General features: G+C 40.8%; 18 protein-coding genes. All 18 read left to right on the top strand.

Going from position 1 to position 18,274, the window contains the following annotated elements; genetic code table 11:
* Positions 1-46 precede the first annotated feature (46 nt).
* Positions 47-646 carry a class I SAM-dependent methyltransferase gene (locus tag ABH955_RS27355; RefSeq protein ID WP_002124684.1) on the top strand — a complete coding sequence of 200 codons (600 nt, stop codon included), beginning with the start codon at positions 47-49 and terminating at the stop codon, positions 644-646.
* Positions 647-937: 291 nt separating this feature from the next.
* Positions 938-4,471 (top strand): DNA-directed RNA polymerase subunit beta, encoded by a 3,534-nt coding sequence (gene rpoB, locus ABH955_RS27350; RefSeq protein ID WP_002113316.1) that lies wholly within the window; start codon positions 938-940, stop codon positions 4,469-4,471.
* Between the two features lie 37 nt (positions 4,472-4,508).
* Positions 4,509-8,120 (top strand): DNA-directed RNA polymerase subunit beta', encoded by a 3,612-nt coding sequence (gene rpoC / locus ABH955_RS27345; RefSeq protein ID WP_002009783.1) that lies wholly within the window; start codon positions 4,509-4,511, stop codon positions 8,118-8,120.
* A 113-nt stretch (positions 8,121-8,233) separates the two neighbouring features.
* On the top strand, positions 8,234-8,482 hold the full coding sequence (locus ABH955_RS27340; RefSeq protein ID WP_000121833.1) for a 50S ribosomal protein L7ae-like protein: 249 nt from the start codon (positions 8,234-8,236) through the stop codon (positions 8,480-8,482).
* 114 nt (positions 8,483-8,596) lie between these two features.
* On the top strand, positions 8,597-9,019 hold the full coding sequence (gene rpsL, locus ABH955_RS27335; RefSeq protein WP_001142341.1) for a 30S ribosomal protein S12: 423 nt from the start codon (positions 8,597-8,599) through the stop codon (positions 9,017-9,019).
* A gap of 29 nt (positions 9,020-9,048) precedes the next feature.
* Positions 9,049-9,519: a 30S ribosomal protein S7 gene (gene rpsG / locus ABH955_RS27330; RefSeq protein ID WP_002063416.1), complete on the top strand. Its 471-nt coding sequence runs from the start codon at positions 9,049-9,051 to the stop codon at positions 9,517-9,519.
* Between the two features lie 206 nt (positions 9,520-9,725).
* The gene (gene fusA / locus ABH955_RS27325; RefSeq protein ID WP_002139943.1) at positions 9,726-11,804 is read left to right on the top strand and encodes an elongation factor G; all 2,079 of its coding nucleotides are present in this window, start codon (positions 9,726-9,728) and stop codon (positions 11,802-11,804) included.
* A 117-nt stretch (positions 11,805-11,921) separates the two neighbouring features.
* Positions 11,922-13,112, top strand: coding sequence for an elongation factor Tu (tuf, locus tag ABH955_RS27320; protein ID WP_002009778.1), 1,191 nt, complete (start codon positions 11,922-11,924; stop codon positions 13,110-13,112).
* A gap of 400 nt (positions 13,113-13,512) precedes the next feature.
* A complete protein-coding gene (rpsJ, locus tag ABH955_RS27315; RefSeq protein ID WP_001040595.1) occupies positions 13,513-13,821 on the top strand; it encodes a 30S ribosomal protein S10 in 309 nt (102 codons plus the stop codon).
* 34 nt (positions 13,822-13,855) lie between these two features.
* Positions 13,856-14,488 carry a 50S ribosomal protein L3 gene (gene rplC, locus ABH955_RS27310; RefSeq protein ID WP_000160209.1) on the top strand — a complete coding sequence of 211 codons (633 nt, stop codon included), beginning with the start codon at positions 13,856-13,858 and terminating at the stop codon, positions 14,486-14,488.
* A gap of 25 nt (positions 14,489-14,513) precedes the next feature.
* The gene (gene rplD, locus ABH955_RS27305) at positions 14,514-15,137 is read left to right on the top strand and encodes a 50S ribosomal protein L4 (protein ID WP_001127261.1); all 624 of its coding nucleotides are present in this window, start codon (positions 14,514-14,516) and stop codon (positions 15,135-15,137) included.
* Positions 15,137-15,427: a 50S ribosomal protein L23 gene (rplW, locus tag ABH955_RS27300; protein WP_001205557.1), complete on the top strand. Its 291-nt coding sequence runs from the start codon at positions 15,137-15,139 to the stop codon at positions 15,425-15,427. The genes rplD and rplW overlap by 1 nt, the downstream gene beginning before the upstream one ends.
* A gap of 28 nt (positions 15,428-15,455) precedes the next feature.
* Entirely contained in the window at positions 15,456-16,286 is an 831-nt protein-coding gene (rplB, locus tag ABH955_RS27295; protein ID WP_000511584.1) for a 50S ribosomal protein L2, read from the top strand.
* Positions 16,287-16,346: 60 nt separating this feature from the next.
* Positions 16,347-16,625, top strand: coding sequence for a 30S ribosomal protein S19 (rpsS, locus tag ABH955_RS27290; protein ID WP_000124452.1), 279 nt, complete (start codon positions 16,347-16,349; stop codon positions 16,623-16,625).
* Between the two features lie 17 nt (positions 16,626-16,642).
* A complete protein-coding gene (gene rplV / locus ABH955_RS27285) occupies positions 16,643-16,984 on the top strand; it encodes a 50S ribosomal protein L22 (protein ID WP_002009773.1) in 342 nt (113 codons plus the stop codon).
* 3 nt (positions 16,985-16,987) lie between these two features.
* Complete coding sequence (rpsC, locus tag ABH955_RS27280; RefSeq protein ID WP_002009771.1) at positions 16,988-17,647, top strand: 30S ribosomal protein S3; 660 nt, start codon at positions 16,988-16,990, stop codon at positions 17,645-17,647.
* Between the two features lies 1 nt (position 17,648).
* Complete coding sequence (gene rplP / locus ABH955_RS27275; protein WP_002063419.1) at positions 17,649-18,083, top strand: 50S ribosomal protein L16; 435 nt, start codon at positions 17,649-17,651, stop codon at positions 18,081-18,083.
* Entirely contained in the window at positions 18,073-18,273 is a 201-nt protein-coding gene (gene rpmC, locus ABH955_RS27270; protein ID WP_002091523.1) for a 50S ribosomal protein L29, read from the top strand. The genes rplP and rpmC overlap by 11 nt, the downstream gene beginning before the upstream one ends.
* Position 18,274 lies beyond the last annotated feature (1 nt).

The following is an 18,274-nucleotide window of genomic DNA, read 5'->3' as shown; positions in this document are numbered from 1 at the left end:
TCTCATGCGAGCTTTTTTTTTAACTGTAAAGAAAAGAGGTGGCCATATGGCAGACCATTATTTTTCTAACGACCCTTCTAGTAAAAGTGATCGTAAACGATGGGAAGTTACACTTCGTGAATCTCGATTTACTTTTTTATCTGACCATGGGGTGTTCTCGAAAAACGAAGTGGACTTTGGTTCTCGTCTTTTAATTGAAGCGTTTCAAATGCCGGATGTTAAAGGTAATGTGTTAGACGTAGGATGTGGATACGGTCCAATCGGTTTGTCGTTAGCGAAAGAGTTTCAAAATCGTGAAATTCACATGGTGGATGTGAATGAAAGGGCCTTGGGACTTGCAAAAGAAAATGCCGCTAATAACAGAATTGAAAATATACGTATTTTGCAAAGTAGTGTCTATGAAAACGTTGATGGCAAGTATGCTGTTATTCTATCTAATCCTCCAATTCGTGCTGGTAAAGATATCGTGCATGAGATTTTAGAAAAGGCTGTGGAGTATTTAGTTTCAGGTGGAGAATTGTGGATTGTTATTCAAAAGAAACAAGGTGCGCCATCTGCGATGAAAAAACTAGAAGAAGTATTTTCTGAAGTTGAAGTTGTAGAAAAGAAAAAAGGATATTATATCATAAAATCAAAAAAGCGTTGACGGTTATTTTTGGCTATGTTAACATTATACAATGCCAATATATGATTTTCTGCGTTGAGAAAGATGTATATTTTTGCTTCTCTTGGAAAAGATAGTAAAATCAGCAGATTATGAAACAGAATGATGGTTTTCTTATAGAAGCCATTTTTCTTTTTTGAGCAGGTAGAAAGACTCAACGTATCTATCTTTAAGAGAAAAAAACTACGCTAATAGCAGTAGTTGTATTTATTTGTGATTTTGCACAAATTTTTTTGTGCATTTATAATACTCATGATTTGAGGGGTGAAGCAGTTGACAGGTCAACTAGTTCAATACGGACGCCACCGCCAACGAAGAAGTTATGCCCGTATTAGTGAAGTATTAGAGTTACCAAATCTTATCGAAATTCAAACCTCTTCTTATCAGTGGTTTCTTGATGAGGGTTTGCGAGAAATGTTCCAAGACATTTCTCCGATCGAAGACTTTACGGGAAATCTATCGCTTGAATTTATCGACTACAGCTTGGGTGAACCTAAATACTCTGTAGAAGAATGCAAAGAGCGTGATGTGACGTATGCAGCACCACTTCGTGTAAAAGTGCGTCTAATCAACAAGGAAACTGGTGAAGTAAAAGAACAAGATGTGTTCATGGGAGATTTCCCACTCATGACAGAGACTGGAACATTCGTAATTAACGGTGCAGAACGTGTTATCGTTTCCCAGTTAGTTCGCTCTCCAAGCGTATACTATAGTGGCAAAGTGGATAAAAACGGAAAACGTGGTTTTACTGCTACTGTAATTCCAAACCGCGGAGCTTGGTTAGAGTATGAAACAGATGCTAAGGATGTTGTATATGTGCGTATTGACCGTACGCGTAAACTTCCTGTAACTGTTTTGTTACGCGCATTAGGGTTTGGCTCTGATCAAGAAATCACCGAGCTTTTAGGTGATAACGAATACTTAAGCAATACGTTAGAAAAAGACAACACAGATAGCACAGAGAAAGCATTGCTTGAAATTTATGAGCGTCTACGCCCTGGTGAACCACCAACAGTAGAAAATGCAAAGAGCTTACTTGTGTCTCGTTTCTTTGATCCGAAGCGCTACGATTTAGCAAATGTAGGTCGCTATAAGATCAACAAAAAGCTACACATTAAAAACAGATTGTTTAACCAACGTTTAGCTGAAACACTGGTGGATCCAGAAACTGGTGAAATTTTAGCGGCAGAAGGAACAGTCTTAGATCGTCGTACACTGGATCGCATTCTACCTTACTTAGAGAAAAACATTGGATTCAAAACAGCGAAACCAATGGGTGGAGTGGTAGCAGGCGATGTTGAGCTGCAATCTATTAAGATTTATGCTCCAGAATCAGAAGGCGAACGATCTATAAACGTAATTGGGAATGCAAATATTACTCGTGATATAAAACACATCACACCAGGTGATATTCTTGCTTCTATTAGCTACTTCTTTAACTTGCTATATAAAGTAGGGGATACAGATGATATTGACCACTTAGGAAATCGTCGTCTGCGTTCTGTAGGAGAGTTACTACAAAACCAATTCCGTATCGGTCTTTCTCGTATGGAACGTGTTGTTCGTGAGAGAATGTCGATTCAAGATACAAATGCAATTACACCACAAGCGTTAATTAACATTCGCCCGGTTATTGCATCTATTAAAGAGTTCTTCGGAAGTTCTCAGTTATCTCAGTTCATGGATCAAACAAACCCATTAGCAGAGTTAACTCACAAACGAAGACTATCTGCATTAGGACCCGGTGGTTTAACGCGTGAGCGCGCAGGCTTTGAAGTACGTGACGTTCACTACTCTCACTATGGTCGTATGTGTCCAATTGAAACGCCAGAGGGACCAAACATCGGTTTGATTAACTCATTATCTTCGTTTGCGAAAGTAAATGAGTTTGGTTTTATTGAAACGCCATACCGTCGTGTTGACCCAGAAACTGGTCTTGTAACAGGGCAGGTTGATTATTTAACAGCAGATGAAGAAGATAACTATGTTGTAGCCCAAGCGAATATGAAATTATCTGAAGTAGGGGAATTCCTTGATGAAGATATCGTAGCTCGTTTCCGTGGTGAAAACATTGTCACAAATAAAGAACGCATCGACTACATGGATGTATCTCCAAAACAAGTAGTGTCGGCAGCGACAGCTTGTATTCCGTTCTTAGAAAACGATGACTCTAACCGCGCACTTATGGGAGCGAACATGCAACGTCAGGCGGTTCCGTTAATAAATCCGGAATCTCCGATTGTAGGTACAGGTATGGAGTACGTATCAGCAAAAGACTCAGGTGCTGCAGTAATCTGTAAACAGCCTGGTGTTGTTGAGCGCGTAGAAGCACGTGAAGTTTGGGTACGTCGCTATGTAGACGTTGACGGTCAAACAGTAAAAGGCGACTTAGATCGCTACAAAATGCAAAAATTCATTCGTTCTAACCAAGGAACTTGCTACAACCAACGTCCAATCGTAAGTGTTGGAGACCAAGTTGTAAAAGGTGAAATCCTTGCGGATGGTCCTTCTATGGAACTAGGTGAACTGGCGCTTGGACGTAACGTGCTTGTTGGCTTTATGACATGGGACGGTTATAACTATGAGGATGCGATCATCATGAGTGAGCGCCTTGTAAAAGATGATGTGTACACTTCTATCCATATTGAAGAATATGAATCAGAAGCTCGTGATACGAAGCTTGGACCAGAAGAAATTACACGTGATATCCCGAATGTTGGAGAAGATGCACTTCGTAATCTTGACGAGCGCGGTATTATTCGCGTCGGTGCTGAAGTAAAAGATGGAGATCTACTTGTTGGTAAAGTAACGCCAAAAGGTGTAACAGAATTAACGGCAGAAGAACGTCTATTACATGCAATCTTCGGTGAAAAAGCACGTGAAGTACGTGATACATCACTACGTGTACCACACGGTGGTGGCGGTATTATATTAGACGTAAAAGTGTTTAACCGTGAAGATGGCGATGAATTGCCACCAGGCGTGAATCAACTTGTACGTGCATATATCGTTCAAAAGCGTAAAATTTCTGAAGGTGACAAAATGGCCGGTCGTCATGGTAACAAAGGTGTTATTTCCCGTATTTTACCGGAAGAAGATATGCCTTACTTACCAGATGGTACGCCAATCGATATCATGTTAAACCCATTAGGGGTACCATCTCGTATGAATATCGGTCAGGTATTAGAGCTTCATCTTGGTATGGCAGCAAGATACCTTGGTATTCACATTGCAACACCGGTATTCGATGGTGCTCGTGAGGAAGATGTATGGGGCACAATTGAAGAAGCTGGTATGGCAAATGACGCGAAAACAATCCTGTATGACGGACGTACTGGTGAGCCATTCGATAACCGTGTATCTGTTGGTGTCATGTATATGATCAAACTTGCGCACATGGTTGACGATAAACTTCATGCTCGTTCTACTGGACCATACTCACTTGTAACGCAGCAACCTCTTGGAGGTAAAGCTCAGTTCGGTGGACAGCGTTTCGGTGAGATGGAGGTTTGGGCACTTGAAGCTTATGGTGCTGCTTATACTCTTCAAGAAATCTTAACAGTGAAGTCTGATGATGTTATTGGGCGTGTTAAGACGTATGAAGCAATTGTTAAAGGTGAAAATGTTCCAGAACCAGGTGTTCCTGAATCATTCAAAGTATTGATTAAAGAACTGCAAAGTTTAGGTATGGACGTTAAAATGATGTCTATCAACGATACAGAAATTGAAATGCGTGATACGGAAGATGACGATGATCATCAATCAGCAGATAAATTGAATGTTGAAGTTGAGACAACTAAGGAATAATTGGGATAACCTGTAGACTAAAAGGGAGGTAGGCCCCTTGATAGATGTAAATAACTTTGAATATATGAAGATTGGACTTGCTTCACCTGACAAGATTCGTTCTTGGTCATACGGTGAAGTTAAGAAACCAGAAACAATTAACTATCGTACGTTAAAGCCTGAAAAAGATGGCTTGTTCTGTGAGCGTATTTTCGGACCACAAAAGGACTGGGAATGTCATTGCGGAAAATATAAACGTGTACGTTATAAAGGTGTAGTTTGTGATCGATGTGGCGTTGAAGTAACGCGTGCAAAAGTTCGTCGTGAACGTATGGGTCATATCGAATTAGCTGCTCCTGTATCTCATATTTGGTATTTCAAAGGTATCCCGAGCCGCATGGGACTTGTCTTAGACATGTCCCCTCGCGCGCTTGAAGAAGTAATTTATTTCGCTTCTTATGTTGTAACAGAAAGTGGAGATACACCACTTGATAAGAAGCAATTACTTTCTGAAAAAGAATACCGTGCATATCGTGATCGATATGGTAGTACATTCCATGCTGCTATGGGTGCAGAAGCGATTAAAAAATTACTGCAAGACATCGATTTAGATAAAGAAGTAGACTTCTTAAAAGAAGAATTAAAAACAGCACAAGGACAACGCCGTACTCGTGCTATTAAACGTCTAGAAGTATTAGAAGCATTCCGTAACTCTGGAAATCACCCATCTTGGATGATCTTAGAGGTTCTTCCAGTTATCCCACCAGAACTACGCCCAATGGTACAGTTAGATGGTGGACGTTTTGCTACTTCTGACTTAAACGACTTATATCGTCGTGTAATTAACCGTAACAACCGTTTAAAACGTCTATTGGACTTAGGTGCACCAAGCATTATCGTTCAAAACGAAAAACGTATGTTACAAGAAGCTGTAGATGCATTAATCGATAATGGTCGCCGTGGCCGTCCAGTTACTGGACCAGGTAACCGTCCATTAAAATCACTATCTCACATGCTTAAAGGTAAACAAGGACGTTTCCGTCAAAACTTATTAGGTAAACGTGTTGACTACTCTGGCCGTTCTGTAATCGTTGTAGGACCGAACTTAAAGATGTACCAATGTGGATTGCCGAAAGAAATGGCACTTGAATTGTTTAAACCTTTCGTTATGAAAGAGTTAGTTGGAAAAGGATTAGCACACAACATTAAGAGTGCTAAACGTAAAATCGAGCGTGTACACCCTGAAGTTTGGGACGTTTTAGAATCTGTGATCAAAGAGCATCCAGTACTTCTAAACCGCGCACCAACACTTCACCGTCTTGGTATCCAGGCGTTTGAACCTACACTAGTAGAAGGTCGTGCAATCCGTCTTCACCCACTTGTATGTACTGCATACAACGCGGACTTTGACGGTGACCAAATGGCGGTTCACGTTCCGTTATCATCAGAGGCACAAGCAGAAGCTCGTATCCTTATGTTAGCGGCACAAAACATCTTGAATCCAAAAGACGGAAAACCAGTTGTTACTCCATCTCAGGATATGGTATTAGGTAACTATTACTTAACACTTGAGCGCGAGGGTGCAATCGGTGAAGGTATGGTCTTCAAAGATGCAAACGAAGCAATACTTGCATACCAAAATGGATATGTACATCTGCACACACGTGTTGCAGTTGCTGCGAGTTCGGTAAATAATGTAACGTTTACTGAAGAGCAAAAGAGTAAGCTTCTATTAACAACAGTTGGTAAATTAATATTTAACGAAATCTTACCAGAGTCGTTCCCTTATATTAATGAACCAACAAACTCAAACCTTGAAAAAGAAACACCAGCGGAATATTTCGTTGAAAAAGGTGCGAACATTAAAGAAATTATTGCTAGTCGCGAAGAAGTGGCACCATTTAGCAAGAAAATCCTTGGTAACATTATTGCGGAAGTATTCAAACGTTTCCAAATTACAGAAACGTCTCGCATGCTTGACCGTATGAAAAACTTAGGATTTAAATACTCTACAAAAGCTGGTATTACAGTTGGGGTATCAGATATTCTTGTATTAGGTGAAAAAGATGAAATTCTCCATGAAGCACAAGCAAAAGTAGATAATGTAATTAAACAATTCCGTCGCGGTTTAATCACGGAAGAAGAACGTTACGATCGCGTTATCTCTATTTGGAGTAATGCAAAAGATGTTATCCAAGGAAAGCTGATGAAATCCTTGAATAAACGCAACCCAATCTTCATGATGAGTGATTCCGGTGCCCGTGGTAACGCATCGAACTTTACTCAGCTTGCTGGTATGCGTGGTCTGATGGCCAATCCATCTGGTCGTATCATTGAGCTTCCGATCAAATCGAGTTTCCGTGAAGGTTTAACAGTACTTGAGTACTTCATCTCTACGCATGGTGCGCGTAAAGGTCTTGCCGATACAGCACTTAAAACTGCCGATTCTGGTTACTTAACACGTCGTCTTGTAGACGTTGCACAAGATGTAATTGTTCGTCAAGATGATTGTGGAACAGATCGCGGTTTACTAATTGGTGCGATTAAAGAGGGTAATGAAGTTATTGAGTCACTATATGATCGTCTTGTTGGACGTTTTGCAAGAAAAACTGTAAAACATCCTGAAACAGGTGAAGTATTAGTTGTTGAAAATCAATTAATTACTGAAGATATTGCTCATATCGTTGAAAAGTCGGGTGTTGAAACTGTAAACATTCGTTCAGCGTTTACGTGTAATACTCGCCATGGTGTATGTAAGAAGTGTTACGGTCGTAACTTAGCAACTGGTACAGACGTAGAAGTAGGAGAAGCGGTAGGTATTATCGCAGCTCAATCTATCGGTGAGCCAGGTACACAGTTAACGATGCGTACGTTCCATACAGGTGGGGTTGCCGGGGATGATATCACACAAGGTTTACCTCGTATCCAAGAGATCTTCGAAGCTCGTAATCCGAAGGGTCAGGCAGTTATCAGTGAAATTGACGGTGTTATCGCAGCGATCAACGATGTTAAAGATCGCCAAGAAGTAGTTGTACAGGGTGAAGTTGAAGCTCGTACGTATGCTATTCCTTACGGTGCTCGTCTGAAAGTAACTCTAGGACAGCCAATTAGCCACGGTAAAGAGTTAACAGAAGGTTCTATTGATCCGAAGGAATTACTAAAAGTAACGGACATTACAGCAGTTCAAGAGTACTTATTACGTGAAGTTCAAAAAGTATACCGTATGCAAGGGGTAGAAATTGGTGACAAACACGTAGAAGTAATGGTACGCCAAATGCTACGTAAAGTTCGTGTAAGTGATGCGGGTGAAACAGATGTATTACCAGGAACATTACTAGATATCCATCAGTTTACTGATGCGAATGCGAAGGTGTTACTGAAAGGTAAACAACCAGCAACGGCTAGACCGGTTCTACTTGGTATTACAAAAGCTTCACTTGAGACAGATTCGTTCTTATCTGCGGCGTCATTCCAAGAAACAACTCGTGTTCTAACAGATGCAGCAATTAAGGGTAAACGCGATGAGCTTCTAGGATTGAAAGAGAATGTTATTATAGGTAAGCTTGTTCCTGCTGGAACAGGTATGAATCGTTATCGCAAAGTGGATCTTGTAAAAACAACACAAGATAACATGAATGTAGAAAACGATGAAGTTTATGTGGAACAGTAAAATTTTCCGTCGTAAATTTTGTATAAAAACAGCTGATCCTAGTTGACATTGTATGAGACAAAATGTTACTATAATCAAGGTTGCTCCTGAACGATGCTTTGGAGGATATTTAAATGTCTTATCAAAAAGTGTCAAATGCTGAAAATGTAGTCGTTGGTCATAAACGAACATTGGAAGCAATCAAAAATGGTATAGTTAAAGAAGTTGTTATTGCAGAAGATGCTGATGTGCGGTTAACCCATGTTATCATTCGTACTGCCTTGCAACATAACATACCCATAACCAAAGTTGAATCAGTTCGTAAGCTTGGAAAAGTTTCGGGGATTCAAGTGGGAGCTTCAGCAATAGGAATAATAAGTTAAAACTGTTTTTGTGAGGAGAGAGCATTTGCTCTTCCTTGCAAAAACTTTGTTTTCAACTAATAATGAACCACCTGGATATGTGGTCATACAAACATGCGAAGGGAGGATAATCAAATGCCTACTATTAACCAATTAGTGAGAAATGGTCGTACTGATAAAGTATGGAAGTCTAAATCACCTGCGTTAAACAAAGGTTTTAATTCTTTAAAGAAAAAATCAACTGATATCTCTGCACCTCAAAAACGTGGTGTGTGTACTCGTGTTGGTACAATGACTCCGAAGAAACCTAACTCAGCGTTACGTAAATACGCTCGTGTACGTTTAACAAATGGTATTGAAGTTACAGCTTACATCCCAGGTATCGGTCATAACCTACAAGAGCATAGCGTAGTATTAATTCGCGGTGGTCGAGTAAAGGATTTACCAGGGGTACGTTACCACATCGTTCGTGGTGCGCTTGATACAGCTGGTGTTGACAAACGTATGCAAGGACGTTCTAAATATGGTACTAAGCGACCAAAACCTGCTAAAAAATAATAAATTTATAATGAAAGGAGGAACTCAATATGCCTCGTAAAGGACCTGTTGCGAAACGTGACGTGTTACCAGATCCAATGTACAATTCTAAGCTTGTAACACGCCTAATCAACAAAATGATGGTTGACGGTAAAAAAGGTAAATCTCAAACAATTCTTTATAACGCTTTCGAAATCGTTCGTGAACGTTCAGATAAAGAACCAATGGAAGTATTCGAGCAAGCTCTTAAGAACATCATGCCTGTTCTTGAAGTACGCGCTCGTCGTGTTGGTGGTGCTAACTACCAAGTTCCAGTTGAGGTTCGTCCAGAACGCCGTACAACTTTAGGTCTTCGCTGGTTAGTAAACTATGCTCGTCTTCGTGGTGAAAAAACTATGGAAGAGCGTCTAGCTTACGAAATCTTAGATGCATCTAACAACGCTGGTGCAGCTGTTAAGAAACGTGAAGATACTCATAAAATGGCAGAAGCTAACAAAGCATTTGCTCATTACCGTTGGTAGGATTCAACGTAAAATAAATGTAAGCATAAACCGCTTTATTTGTCGCTTATGGAAGTGTGGAGAGGGAGAATGCCTCTCCCTTTCGTTGGGCGCTCGTTTTACATAATGAGGGTACTGGACACTGGCATATGTAACAATATAAAGTGGCTTTTTTGCTACTTAAAATAAAATAATCCAATCCATATATGGAAGGAGCAAGACACCAAATGACTAGAGAGTTCTCTTTAGAAAACACTCGTAATATTGGTATCATGGCTCACATCGATGCTGGTAAAACAACAGCAACTGAGCGTATTCTGTATTACACAGGACGTATTCATAAAATCGGTGAAACTCATGAAGGTGCATCTCAGATGGACTGGATGGAGCAAGAGCAAGAACGTGGTATCACAATTACTTCTGCTGCAACTACAGCACAATGGAAAGGTCACCGTGTAAATATCATTGACACTCCAGGACACGTAGATTTCACAGTAGAAGTAGAACGTTCTTTACGCGTACTTGATGGCGCAGTAGCAGTACTTGATGCACAATCTGGTGTAGAACCACAAACAGAAACTGTTTGGCGTCAGGCTACTACTTATGGTGTACCTCGTATCGTATTCGTTAACAAAATGGATAAGATTGGTGCAGATTTCTTATACTCTGTAGGAACAATCCACGATCGTTTACAAGCAAACGCACATCCAATTCAGTTACCAATCGGTGCTGAAGACGAGTTCAATGGTATTATTGACCTTGTTGAAGAGTGTGCTTACATGTACAGTAACGATTTAGGAACAGACATCGAGCGTGTTGAAATTCCTGAAGAGCACAAAGAATTAGCTGAAGAATACCGTGGAAAACTTATTGAAGCGGTAGCTGAGCTTGATGAAGAAATGATGATGAAGTACCTAGAAGGTGAAGAAATCACTGTAGAAGAGCTTAAAGCTGGTATCCGTAAGGCTACAACTTCTGTTGAATTCTTCCCAGTAATCTGTGGTTCTGCATTCAAAAATAAAGGTGTTCAAATTCTGTTAGACGCAGTTATCGACTACCTACCATCTCCATTAGATGTACCTGCTATTAAAGGTACTCTTCCGGATACGGAGGAAGCTATCGAGCGTAAGTCTAGCGATGAAGAACCATTCGCAGCTTTAGCATTCAAAATCATGACTGACCCTTATGTTGGTAAGTTAACGTTCTTCCGTGTATATTCTGGTGTGTTAAACTCTGGATCATACGTGAAAAACTCAACTAAAGGTAAGCGTGAGCGTGTAGGTCGTATCCTACAAATGCACGCTAACAGCCGTGAAGAGATTTCAACAGTTTACGCTGGTGATATCGCTGCTGCTGTAGGTTTAAAAGATACTACTACTGGTGATACTCTTTGTGACGAGAAGAGCCTTGTTATCCTTGAGTCTATGGAATTCCCAGAGCCAGTTATCTCTGTAGCTATCGAACCAAAATCTAAAGCTGACCAAGATAAAATGGGTACAGCATTATCTAAGCTTTCTGAAGAAGATCCAACATTCCGTGCTCACACTGACCAAGAAACTGGCCAAACAATCATCGCTGGTATGGGTGAACTTCACCTTGATATCATTGTTGACCGTATGCGCCGTGAATTCAAAGTGGAAGCAAACGTTGGTGCTCCTCAGGTAGCATACCGTGAGACTTTCCGCGCTGCTGCGAAAGTTGAAGGTAAGTTCGCTCGTCAATCTGGTGGTCGTGGACAATTCGGTCACGTTTGGATTGAGTTTGAACCTAATGAAGAAGGTAAAGGATTCGAATTCCAAAACAAGGTAGTCGGTGGTGTAGTTCCACGTGAATACATCCCAGCTGTTGGAGCGGGTCTTGAAGACGCACTTAAAAATGGTGTACTAGCTGGTTATCCACTAGTTGATATTAAAGCTGCGTTAGTTGACGGATCTTACCATGATGTCGATTCATCTGAGATGGCGTTCAAAATCGCTGCATCTATGGCGCTTAAAGCTGCGGTTTCTAAATGTAGCCCAGTAATTCTTGAGCCAATGATGAAAGTTGAAGTTGTAATTCCTGAAGAGTACATGGGTGACATTATGGGCGACGTAACATCTCGTCGTGGACGTGTAGAAGGTATGGAAGCTCGCGGTAACGCTCAAGTTGTTCGCGCTATGGTTCCACTTTCTGAAATGTTCGGTTATGCAACGGCATTACGTTCTAACACTCAAGGACGCGGAACATTCTCAATGACATTTGATCATTATGAAGAAGTACCGAAGTCTGTTTCTGAAGAAATTATTAAAAAAAATAAAGGTGAATAATTGATTTTTATCGATTGTTCAAGTATAACTACTTATGTAAGCTTAGAAAGTGAGACGCAAGTTTCACTTTCTAGTCTAAATATAAAATAACCCATATAAACTAAGGAGGAATTTAGAATGGCTAAAGCTAAATTCGAACGTTCTAAACCCCATGTTAACATCGGTACAATCGGCCACGTTGACCATGGTAAAACTACATTAACTGCTGCGATCACTACAGTTCTTGCAAAAGCTGGTGGTGCTGAAGCACGCGGATACGATCAAATCGACGCTGCTCCAGAAGAAAGAGAGCGCGGAATCACAATCTCAACTGCACACGTTGAGTACGAAACTGAAACTCGTCACTATGCACACGTTGACTGCCCAGGTCATGCTGACTATGTTAAAAACATGATCACTGGTGCTGCTCAAATGGACGGCGGTATCTTAGTAGTATCTGCTGCTGATGGTCCAATGCCTCAAACACGTGAGCACATCCTTCTTTCTCGTCAAGTAGGTGTTCCTTACATCGTTGTATTCTTAAACAAATGCGACATGGTAGATGACGAAGAATTATTAGAATTAGTAGAAATGGAAGTTCGCGACCTATTATCTGAATACGGATTCCCAGGCGACGATATTCCTGTAATTAAAGGTTCTGCTCTTAAAGCTCTTCAAGGAGAAGCTGAGTGGGAAGAAAAAATCATCGAATTAATGACTGAAGTTGATGCTTACATCCCAACTCCAGAACGTGAAACTGACAAACCATTCTTAATGCCTATCGAGGATGTATTCTCTATCACAGGTCGTGGTACAGTTGCAACTGGTCGTGTTGAGCGTGGAATCGTTAAAGTTGGTGACGTAGTAGAAATCATCGGTCTTGCTGAAGAGAATGCTACTACAACTGTAACTGGTGTAGAAATGTTCCGTAAGCTTCTTGACCAAGCTCAAGCTGGAGACAACATCGGTGCTCTACTTCGTGGGGTTGCTCGTGAAGACATCCAACGTGGACAAGTTCTTGCTAAAACTGGCTCTGTAAAAGCACACGCTAAATTCAAAGCTGAGGTTTTCGTATTATCTAAAGAAGAAGGTGGACGTCATACTCCATTCTTCGCTAACTACCGTCCACAGTTCTACTTCCGTACAACTGACGTAACTGGTATCATCCAATTACCAGAAGGTACTGAAATGGTAATGCCTGGTGACAACATCGAAATGACTATCGAACTTATCGCTCCAATCGCTATCGAAGAGGGAACTAAATTCTCTATTCGTGAAGGTGGACGTACAGTAGGTTACGGTGTAGTTGCTACAATCGTTGCTGAGTAGTCTTTAATTAGATTATTAAAAACTCAAGGGATTCTCCCTTGAGTTTTTTTATTGCTTATTACTATAGAAGAAAGAGATGTATCTTCTATTTTTGGATGAGTTTCTTCTATAGTATATAAAACGAAAACAACACCCAAAAACTGTAAGGTGAATAAGAGTAGATGAAAACTTGATATTCTTTAAAGTGCCATGTATAATAGCAAAAGTAGAGAAAAGCAGATGCGAACAAAAAGATGCTTGCATCTAGACGAATAACATTGTATAATAGACAATGTTGGTCTTTGACTGCGATGAAGTGGAAGGTTGCTGACACACCCGGCCGCTTTGCCATGGCATGGTGTGGGGAAATTTCCATGGAGAAGGTCTATTTTAGAAATAGGCGAACGAAGGAGGGAAAATAATGGCAAAAGAAAAAATTCGTATCCGTTTAAAAGCTTATGATCACCGTATTCTTGATCAATCAGCTGAGAAAATTGTAGAAACAGCTAAGCGTTCTGGGGCAACAGTTTCTGGTCCGATCCCATTACCAACTGAGAAGACTATTTACACAATTCTTCGTGCTGTTCATAAGTACAAAGATTCTCGTGAACAATTCGAAATGCGCACACACAAACGTCTAATCGACATCGTGAGTCCTACTCCGCAAACAGTAGATTCATTAATGCGTTTAGATTTACCATCTGGTGTAGATATCGAAATCAAACTATAATTCATATAACTTAAAAATGTAGGAGGTGTAACTCATGACCAAAGGAATCTTAGGAAGAAAGATCGGTATGACTCAAGTATTTGCTGAGAACGGTGAGTTAATCCCAGTAACGGTAATCGCTGCTAATCCAAACGTTGTTCTTCAAAAGAAAACAACTGAAACTGATGGCTACAACGCAATTCAGTTAGGATTTGAAGATAAACGTGAAAAGTTAACTAACAAACCTGAACAAGGCCACACTGCTAAAGCATCTACAACTCCTAAGCGCTTCATTCGCGAAATCCGCGATGCAGACGTGGACGGATTAGAGGTTGGTCAAGAGGTAAAAGTTGAAGTTTTCGCTGCAGGTGAAATCGTTGACGTAACAGGAATTTCTAAAGGTAAAGGTTTCCAAGGTGTTATTAAACGCCACGGACAATCTCGCGGACCTATGTCTCATGGTTCTCGCTATCACCGTCGTCCAGGTTCAATGGGGCCAGTTGCTCCGAACCGTGTATTCAAAGGCAAAAAACTTGCTGGACGTATGGGTGGAGACCAAGTTACTATCCAAAACTTAGAAATCGTTCAAGTTGACACTGAGCGCAACTTATTACTAGTAAAAGGTAACGTTCCAGGTGCTAAGAAATCTCTTGTAGTTGTTCAAGGCGCTGTGAAGGTTAGCAAATAATTCACAATAGGAAGGAGGAATTCCAATGCCAAAAGTTACTGTATATAACCAAACTGGTTCACAGGTTGGTGAAATCGAATTAGCTGAAGCTATTTTCGGTATCGAACCAAATGAAGCTGTACTATTTGAAGCTGTAATGATGCAACGTGCATCTTTACGTCAAGGTACACACAAAGTAAAAACTCGCTCTGAAGTTCGCGGTGGTGGTCGTAAACCATGGCGTCAAAAAGGAACTGGACGTGCTCGTCAAGGTTCTATCCGCTCTCCTCAATGGCGTGGTGGTGGTACGGTATTCGGACCTACACCAAGAAGCTATGCGTACAAACTTCCTAAGAAAGTTCGTCGTTTAGCAATCAAATCTGCATTAGCTACTAAAGTAGTTGAGAACAACATTGTAGTTCTTGAGGACCTAGTGTTAAATGCACCAAAAACAAAAGACATGGTAGCAGTACTTAAAGGATTAACTGTTGAGAAGAAAGCTCTTATCGTAACTGCTGATGCAAACGAATCTGTAGAGTTATCTGCTCGCAATATCCCTGGAGTAACAGTAATCACTGCTGATGGCGTAAACGTGCTAGATGTGCTTCATCATGATAAGCTAATCATGACAAAAGCGGCAGTGGAAAAAGTAGAGGAGGTGCTTGCATAATGAGAGATCCTCGTGATATCATTAAGCGCCCAGTTATCACTGAACGTTCTATGGAAATGATGGCTGAAAAAAAATACACGTTCGACGTGGACGTTAAATCTAATAAAACAGAGGTTAAAGACGCTATAGAAGCGATCTTTGGTGTTAATGTAGACAAAGTAAATATCATGAACTACAAGCCGAAAGCAAAACGTGTTGGTCGTCACGCTGGTTTTACTAGCCGTCGTCGTAAAGCAATCGTTAAGCTAACTGCTGACAGCAAAGAAATCGAAATCTTCCAAGGCGTTTAATTCTTACTAAAGAAGGAGGGAAATTGAGATGGGAATTAAAAAGTATAATCCAACTACTAACGGTCGTCGTAACATGACTACGAATGATTTCGCTGAAATCACGACTGACAGACCGGAAAAGTCTTTACTTGCTCCTTTAAGCAAAAAGGCTGGTCGTAATAACCAAGGTAAAATTACTGTACGTCATCAAGGTGGCGGACATAAGCGTCAATACCGTATCATCGACTTTAAGCGTAACAAAGATGGAATTCCAGGACGCGTTGCTACGATCGAATACGATCCAAACCGCTCTGCGAATATCGCATTAATTAACTACGTTGACGGTGAAAAACGTTACATTCTTGCTCCTAAAACTTTAGAAGTAGGTATGGAAGTTATGTCTGGCCCTGAAGCTGACATTAAAATCGGTAACGCATTACCATTAATCAACATTCCAGTAGGTACTGTTGTTCATAATATCGAGCTTAAGCCTGGTCGTGGAGGACAATTAGTCCGTTCTGCTGGTACGTCTGCTCAAGTACTTGGTAAAGAAGGAAAATACGTACTTGTACGTTTAACTTCTGGTGAAGTACGTTTAGTATTATCTGCTTGTCGCGCTTCAATCGGTCAAGTTGGTAACGAACAACACGAACTTATCAAAATCGGTAAAGCAGGTCGCTCTCGCTGGTTAGGTAAGCGCCCAACAGTTCGTGGTTCTGTAATGAACCCGGTTGATCACCCACACGGTGGTGGTGAAGGACGCTCTCCAATCGGACGTAAGTCTCCAATGTCTCCATGGGGTAAACCAACTCTTGGATTCAAGACTCGTAAGAAAAACAAAGCGTCTGATAAATTTATCGTTCGTCGTCGTAAAAAATAATGGGATTGTAGTACGGTTCATTTCAAGAACCGTACGCCAATCACGAAGGGAGGCACCAAAATGGCTCGTAGCTTAAAAAAAGGACCATTTGTCGATGATCACTTAATGAACAAAATGGAAAAATTAGTTGCATCTGAGCAAAAACAAGTTGTTAAAACTTGGTCTCGCCGTTCAACAATCTTCCCTCAGTTCATCGGACATACAATTGCTGTATATGATGGTCGTAAACACGTACCTGTGTACATCACTGAGGATATGGTTGGCCATAAGTTAGGTGAATTCGCACCAACTCGTACGTATAAAGGTCACCTTGCTGACGATAAGAAAACTAGAAGATAATGAGAGGAGGCACTTCAATGCAAGCTAAAGCAGTAGTGAGAACAGTTCGTATTGCTCCTCGTAAGGTTCGTTTAGTAGTAGACTTAATCCGAGGTAAGCAAGTGGGTGAAGCGATTGCTATCCTTAACCACACACCAAAAACTGCTTCTCCAGTTGTAGAAAAAGTTTTAAAATCTGCAATCGCAAATGCAGAGCACAATTATGAGATGGATATTAACAACCTAGTTGTTGAAAAAGTCTTCGTTGACGAAGGTCCAACGTTGAAACGTTTCCGTCCACGTGCAATGGGTCGTGCAAGCCAAATTAACAAACGCACAAGCCACATCACAGTTGTGGTATCAGAAAAGAAGGAGGGATAATCGATGGGTCAGAAGGTTAATCCAATTGGTCTTCGTGTCGGTATTATCCGCGACTGGGAATCTCGTTGGTTCGCTGAGAAAGATTATGCTACGTTATTACATGAAGACATCAAAATCCGTGAGTACATTACTGTACGCTTAAAAGATTCTGCTGTTGCTAAAGTAGAAATCGAACGTGCAGCAAATCGTGTAAATGTTACAATTCACACTGCAAAACCTGGTATGGTAATTGGTAAAGGTGGTACTGAAGTTGAAGCACTTCGTAAAGCTCTTAACCAATTAACAGGCAAGCGTGTACACATTAACATTTTAGAAGTTAAGAGAGCTGATCTTAACGCTAAATTAGTAGGCGAAAACATCGCTCGTCAATTAGAAAACCGTGTATCATTCCGTCGTGCACAAAAGCAAGTTATTCAACGTGCTATGCGTGCAGGAGCAAAAGGTATTAAAACACAGGTTTCTGGTCGTCTTGGCGGAGCTGATATCGCTCGTGCAGAATCTTACAGTGAAGGAACTGTTCCACTTCATACACTTCGCGCTGATATTGACTATGCAGCAGTTGAAGCTGATACAACATACGGTAAATTAGGCGTAAAAGTATGGATCTACCGTGGAGAAGTCCTTCCTACAAAAAAGAAAGCTTCTGAGGAAGGAGGAAAATAATATGTTAATGCCTAAACGCGTAAAATATCGTAGAGAGCATCGTGGTAAAATGCGTGGTCGTGCAAAAGGTGGAACTGAAATCGCTTTTGGTGAATTTGGTTTACAAGCACTAGCTGCTTCATGGATTACAAACCGTCAAATCGAAGCTGCTCGTCGTGCAATGACTCGTCACATGAAACGTGGCGGTAAAGTATGGATTAAAATTTTCCCTTCTAAACCTTACACTGCAAAACCTCTAGAAGTACGTATGGGTTCCGGTAAAGGGGCACCAGAAGGCTGGGTAGCAGTAGTAAAACCTGGGAAAATTATGTTTGAAATTGCGGGTGTATCTGAAGAGGTAGCACGCGAAGCATTACGTCTTGCAGCTCACAAGTTACCTGTGAAATGTAAATTCGTAAAACGTGAAGAAAATGGTGGTGAATCTAATGAAAACTAATGATATTCGTGAATTAACCACTGCCGAAATCGAAACAAAAGTTAAAGCTTTAAAGGAAGAGTTGTTTAATCTTCGCTTCCAACTTGCTACAGGACAATTAGAGAACCCAACTCGCATCCGTGAAGTACGTAAAGCGATTGCTCGTATGAAAACTGTAGTTTGTGAAAGAGAGATCGGAATTAATCGATAAA

This window comes from Bacillus sp. RC240 (genome assembly GCF_044907945.1).
Classification (GTDB): Bacteria; Bacillota; Bacilli; order Bacillales; family Bacillaceae_G; genus Bacillus_A; species Bacillus_A mycoides.
The sequence above is the reverse complement of the archived record's forward strand: the minus strand, read 5'-3'. Positions and strand labels throughout refer to the sequence as shown.

Bases quoted from the DNA above. Each gene is read 5' to 3' on its own strand.
- ABH955_RS27355 (WP_002124684.1), top strand. From the start codon at position 47: ATGGCAGACCATTATTTTTCTAACGACCCTTCTAGTAAAAGTGATCGT.
- ABH955_RS27340 (WP_000121833.1), top strand. From the start codon at position 8,234: ATGTCTTATCAAAAAGTGTCAAATGCTGAAAATGTAGTCGTTGGTCAT.
- rpsL (WP_001142341.1), top strand. From the start codon at position 8,597: ATGCCTACTATTAACCAATTAGTGAGAAATGGTCGTACTGATAAAGTA.
- rpsG (WP_002063416.1), top strand. From the start codon at position 9,049: ATGCCTCGTAAAGGACCTGTTGCGAAACGTGACGTGTTACCAGATCCA.
- fusA (WP_002139943.1), top strand. From the start codon at position 9,726: ATGACTAGAGAGTTCTCTTTAGAAAACACTCGTAATATTGGTATCATG.
- tuf (WP_002009778.1), top strand. From the start codon at position 11,922: ATGGCTAAAGCTAAATTCGAACGTTCTAAACCCCATGTTAACATCGGT.
- rpsJ (WP_001040595.1), top strand. From the start codon at position 13,513: ATGGCAAAAGAAAAAATTCGTATCCGTTTAAAAGCTTATGATCACCGT.
- rplC (WP_000160209.1), top strand. From the start codon at position 13,856: ATGACCAAAGGAATCTTAGGAAGAAAGATCGGTATGACTCAAGTATTT.
- rplD (WP_001127261.1), top strand. From the start codon at position 14,514: ATGCCAAAAGTTACTGTATATAACCAAACTGGTTCACAGGTTGGTGAA.
- rplW (WP_001205557.1), top strand. From the start codon at position 15,137: ATGAGAGATCCTCGTGATATCATTAAGCGCCCAGTTATCACTGAACGT.
- rplB (WP_000511584.1), top strand. From the start codon at position 15,456: ATGGGAATTAAAAAGTATAATCCAACTACTAACGGTCGTCGTAACATG.
- rpsS (WP_000124452.1), top strand. From the start codon at position 16,347: ATGGCTCGTAGCTTAAAAAAAGGACCATTTGTCGATGATCACTTAATG.
- rplV (WP_002009773.1), top strand. From the start codon at position 16,643: ATGCAAGCTAAAGCAGTAGTGAGAACAGTTCGTATTGCTCCTCGTAAG.
- rpsC (WP_002009771.1), top strand. From the start codon at position 16,988: ATGGGTCAGAAGGTTAATCCAATTGGTCTTCGTGTCGGTATTATCCGC.
- rplP (WP_002063419.1), top strand. From the start codon at position 17,649: ATGTTAATGCCTAAACGCGTAAAATATCGTAGAGAGCATCGTGGTAAA.
- rpmC (WP_002091523.1), top strand. From the start codon at position 18,073: ATGAAAACTAATGATATTCGTGAATTAACCACTGCCGAAATCGAAACA.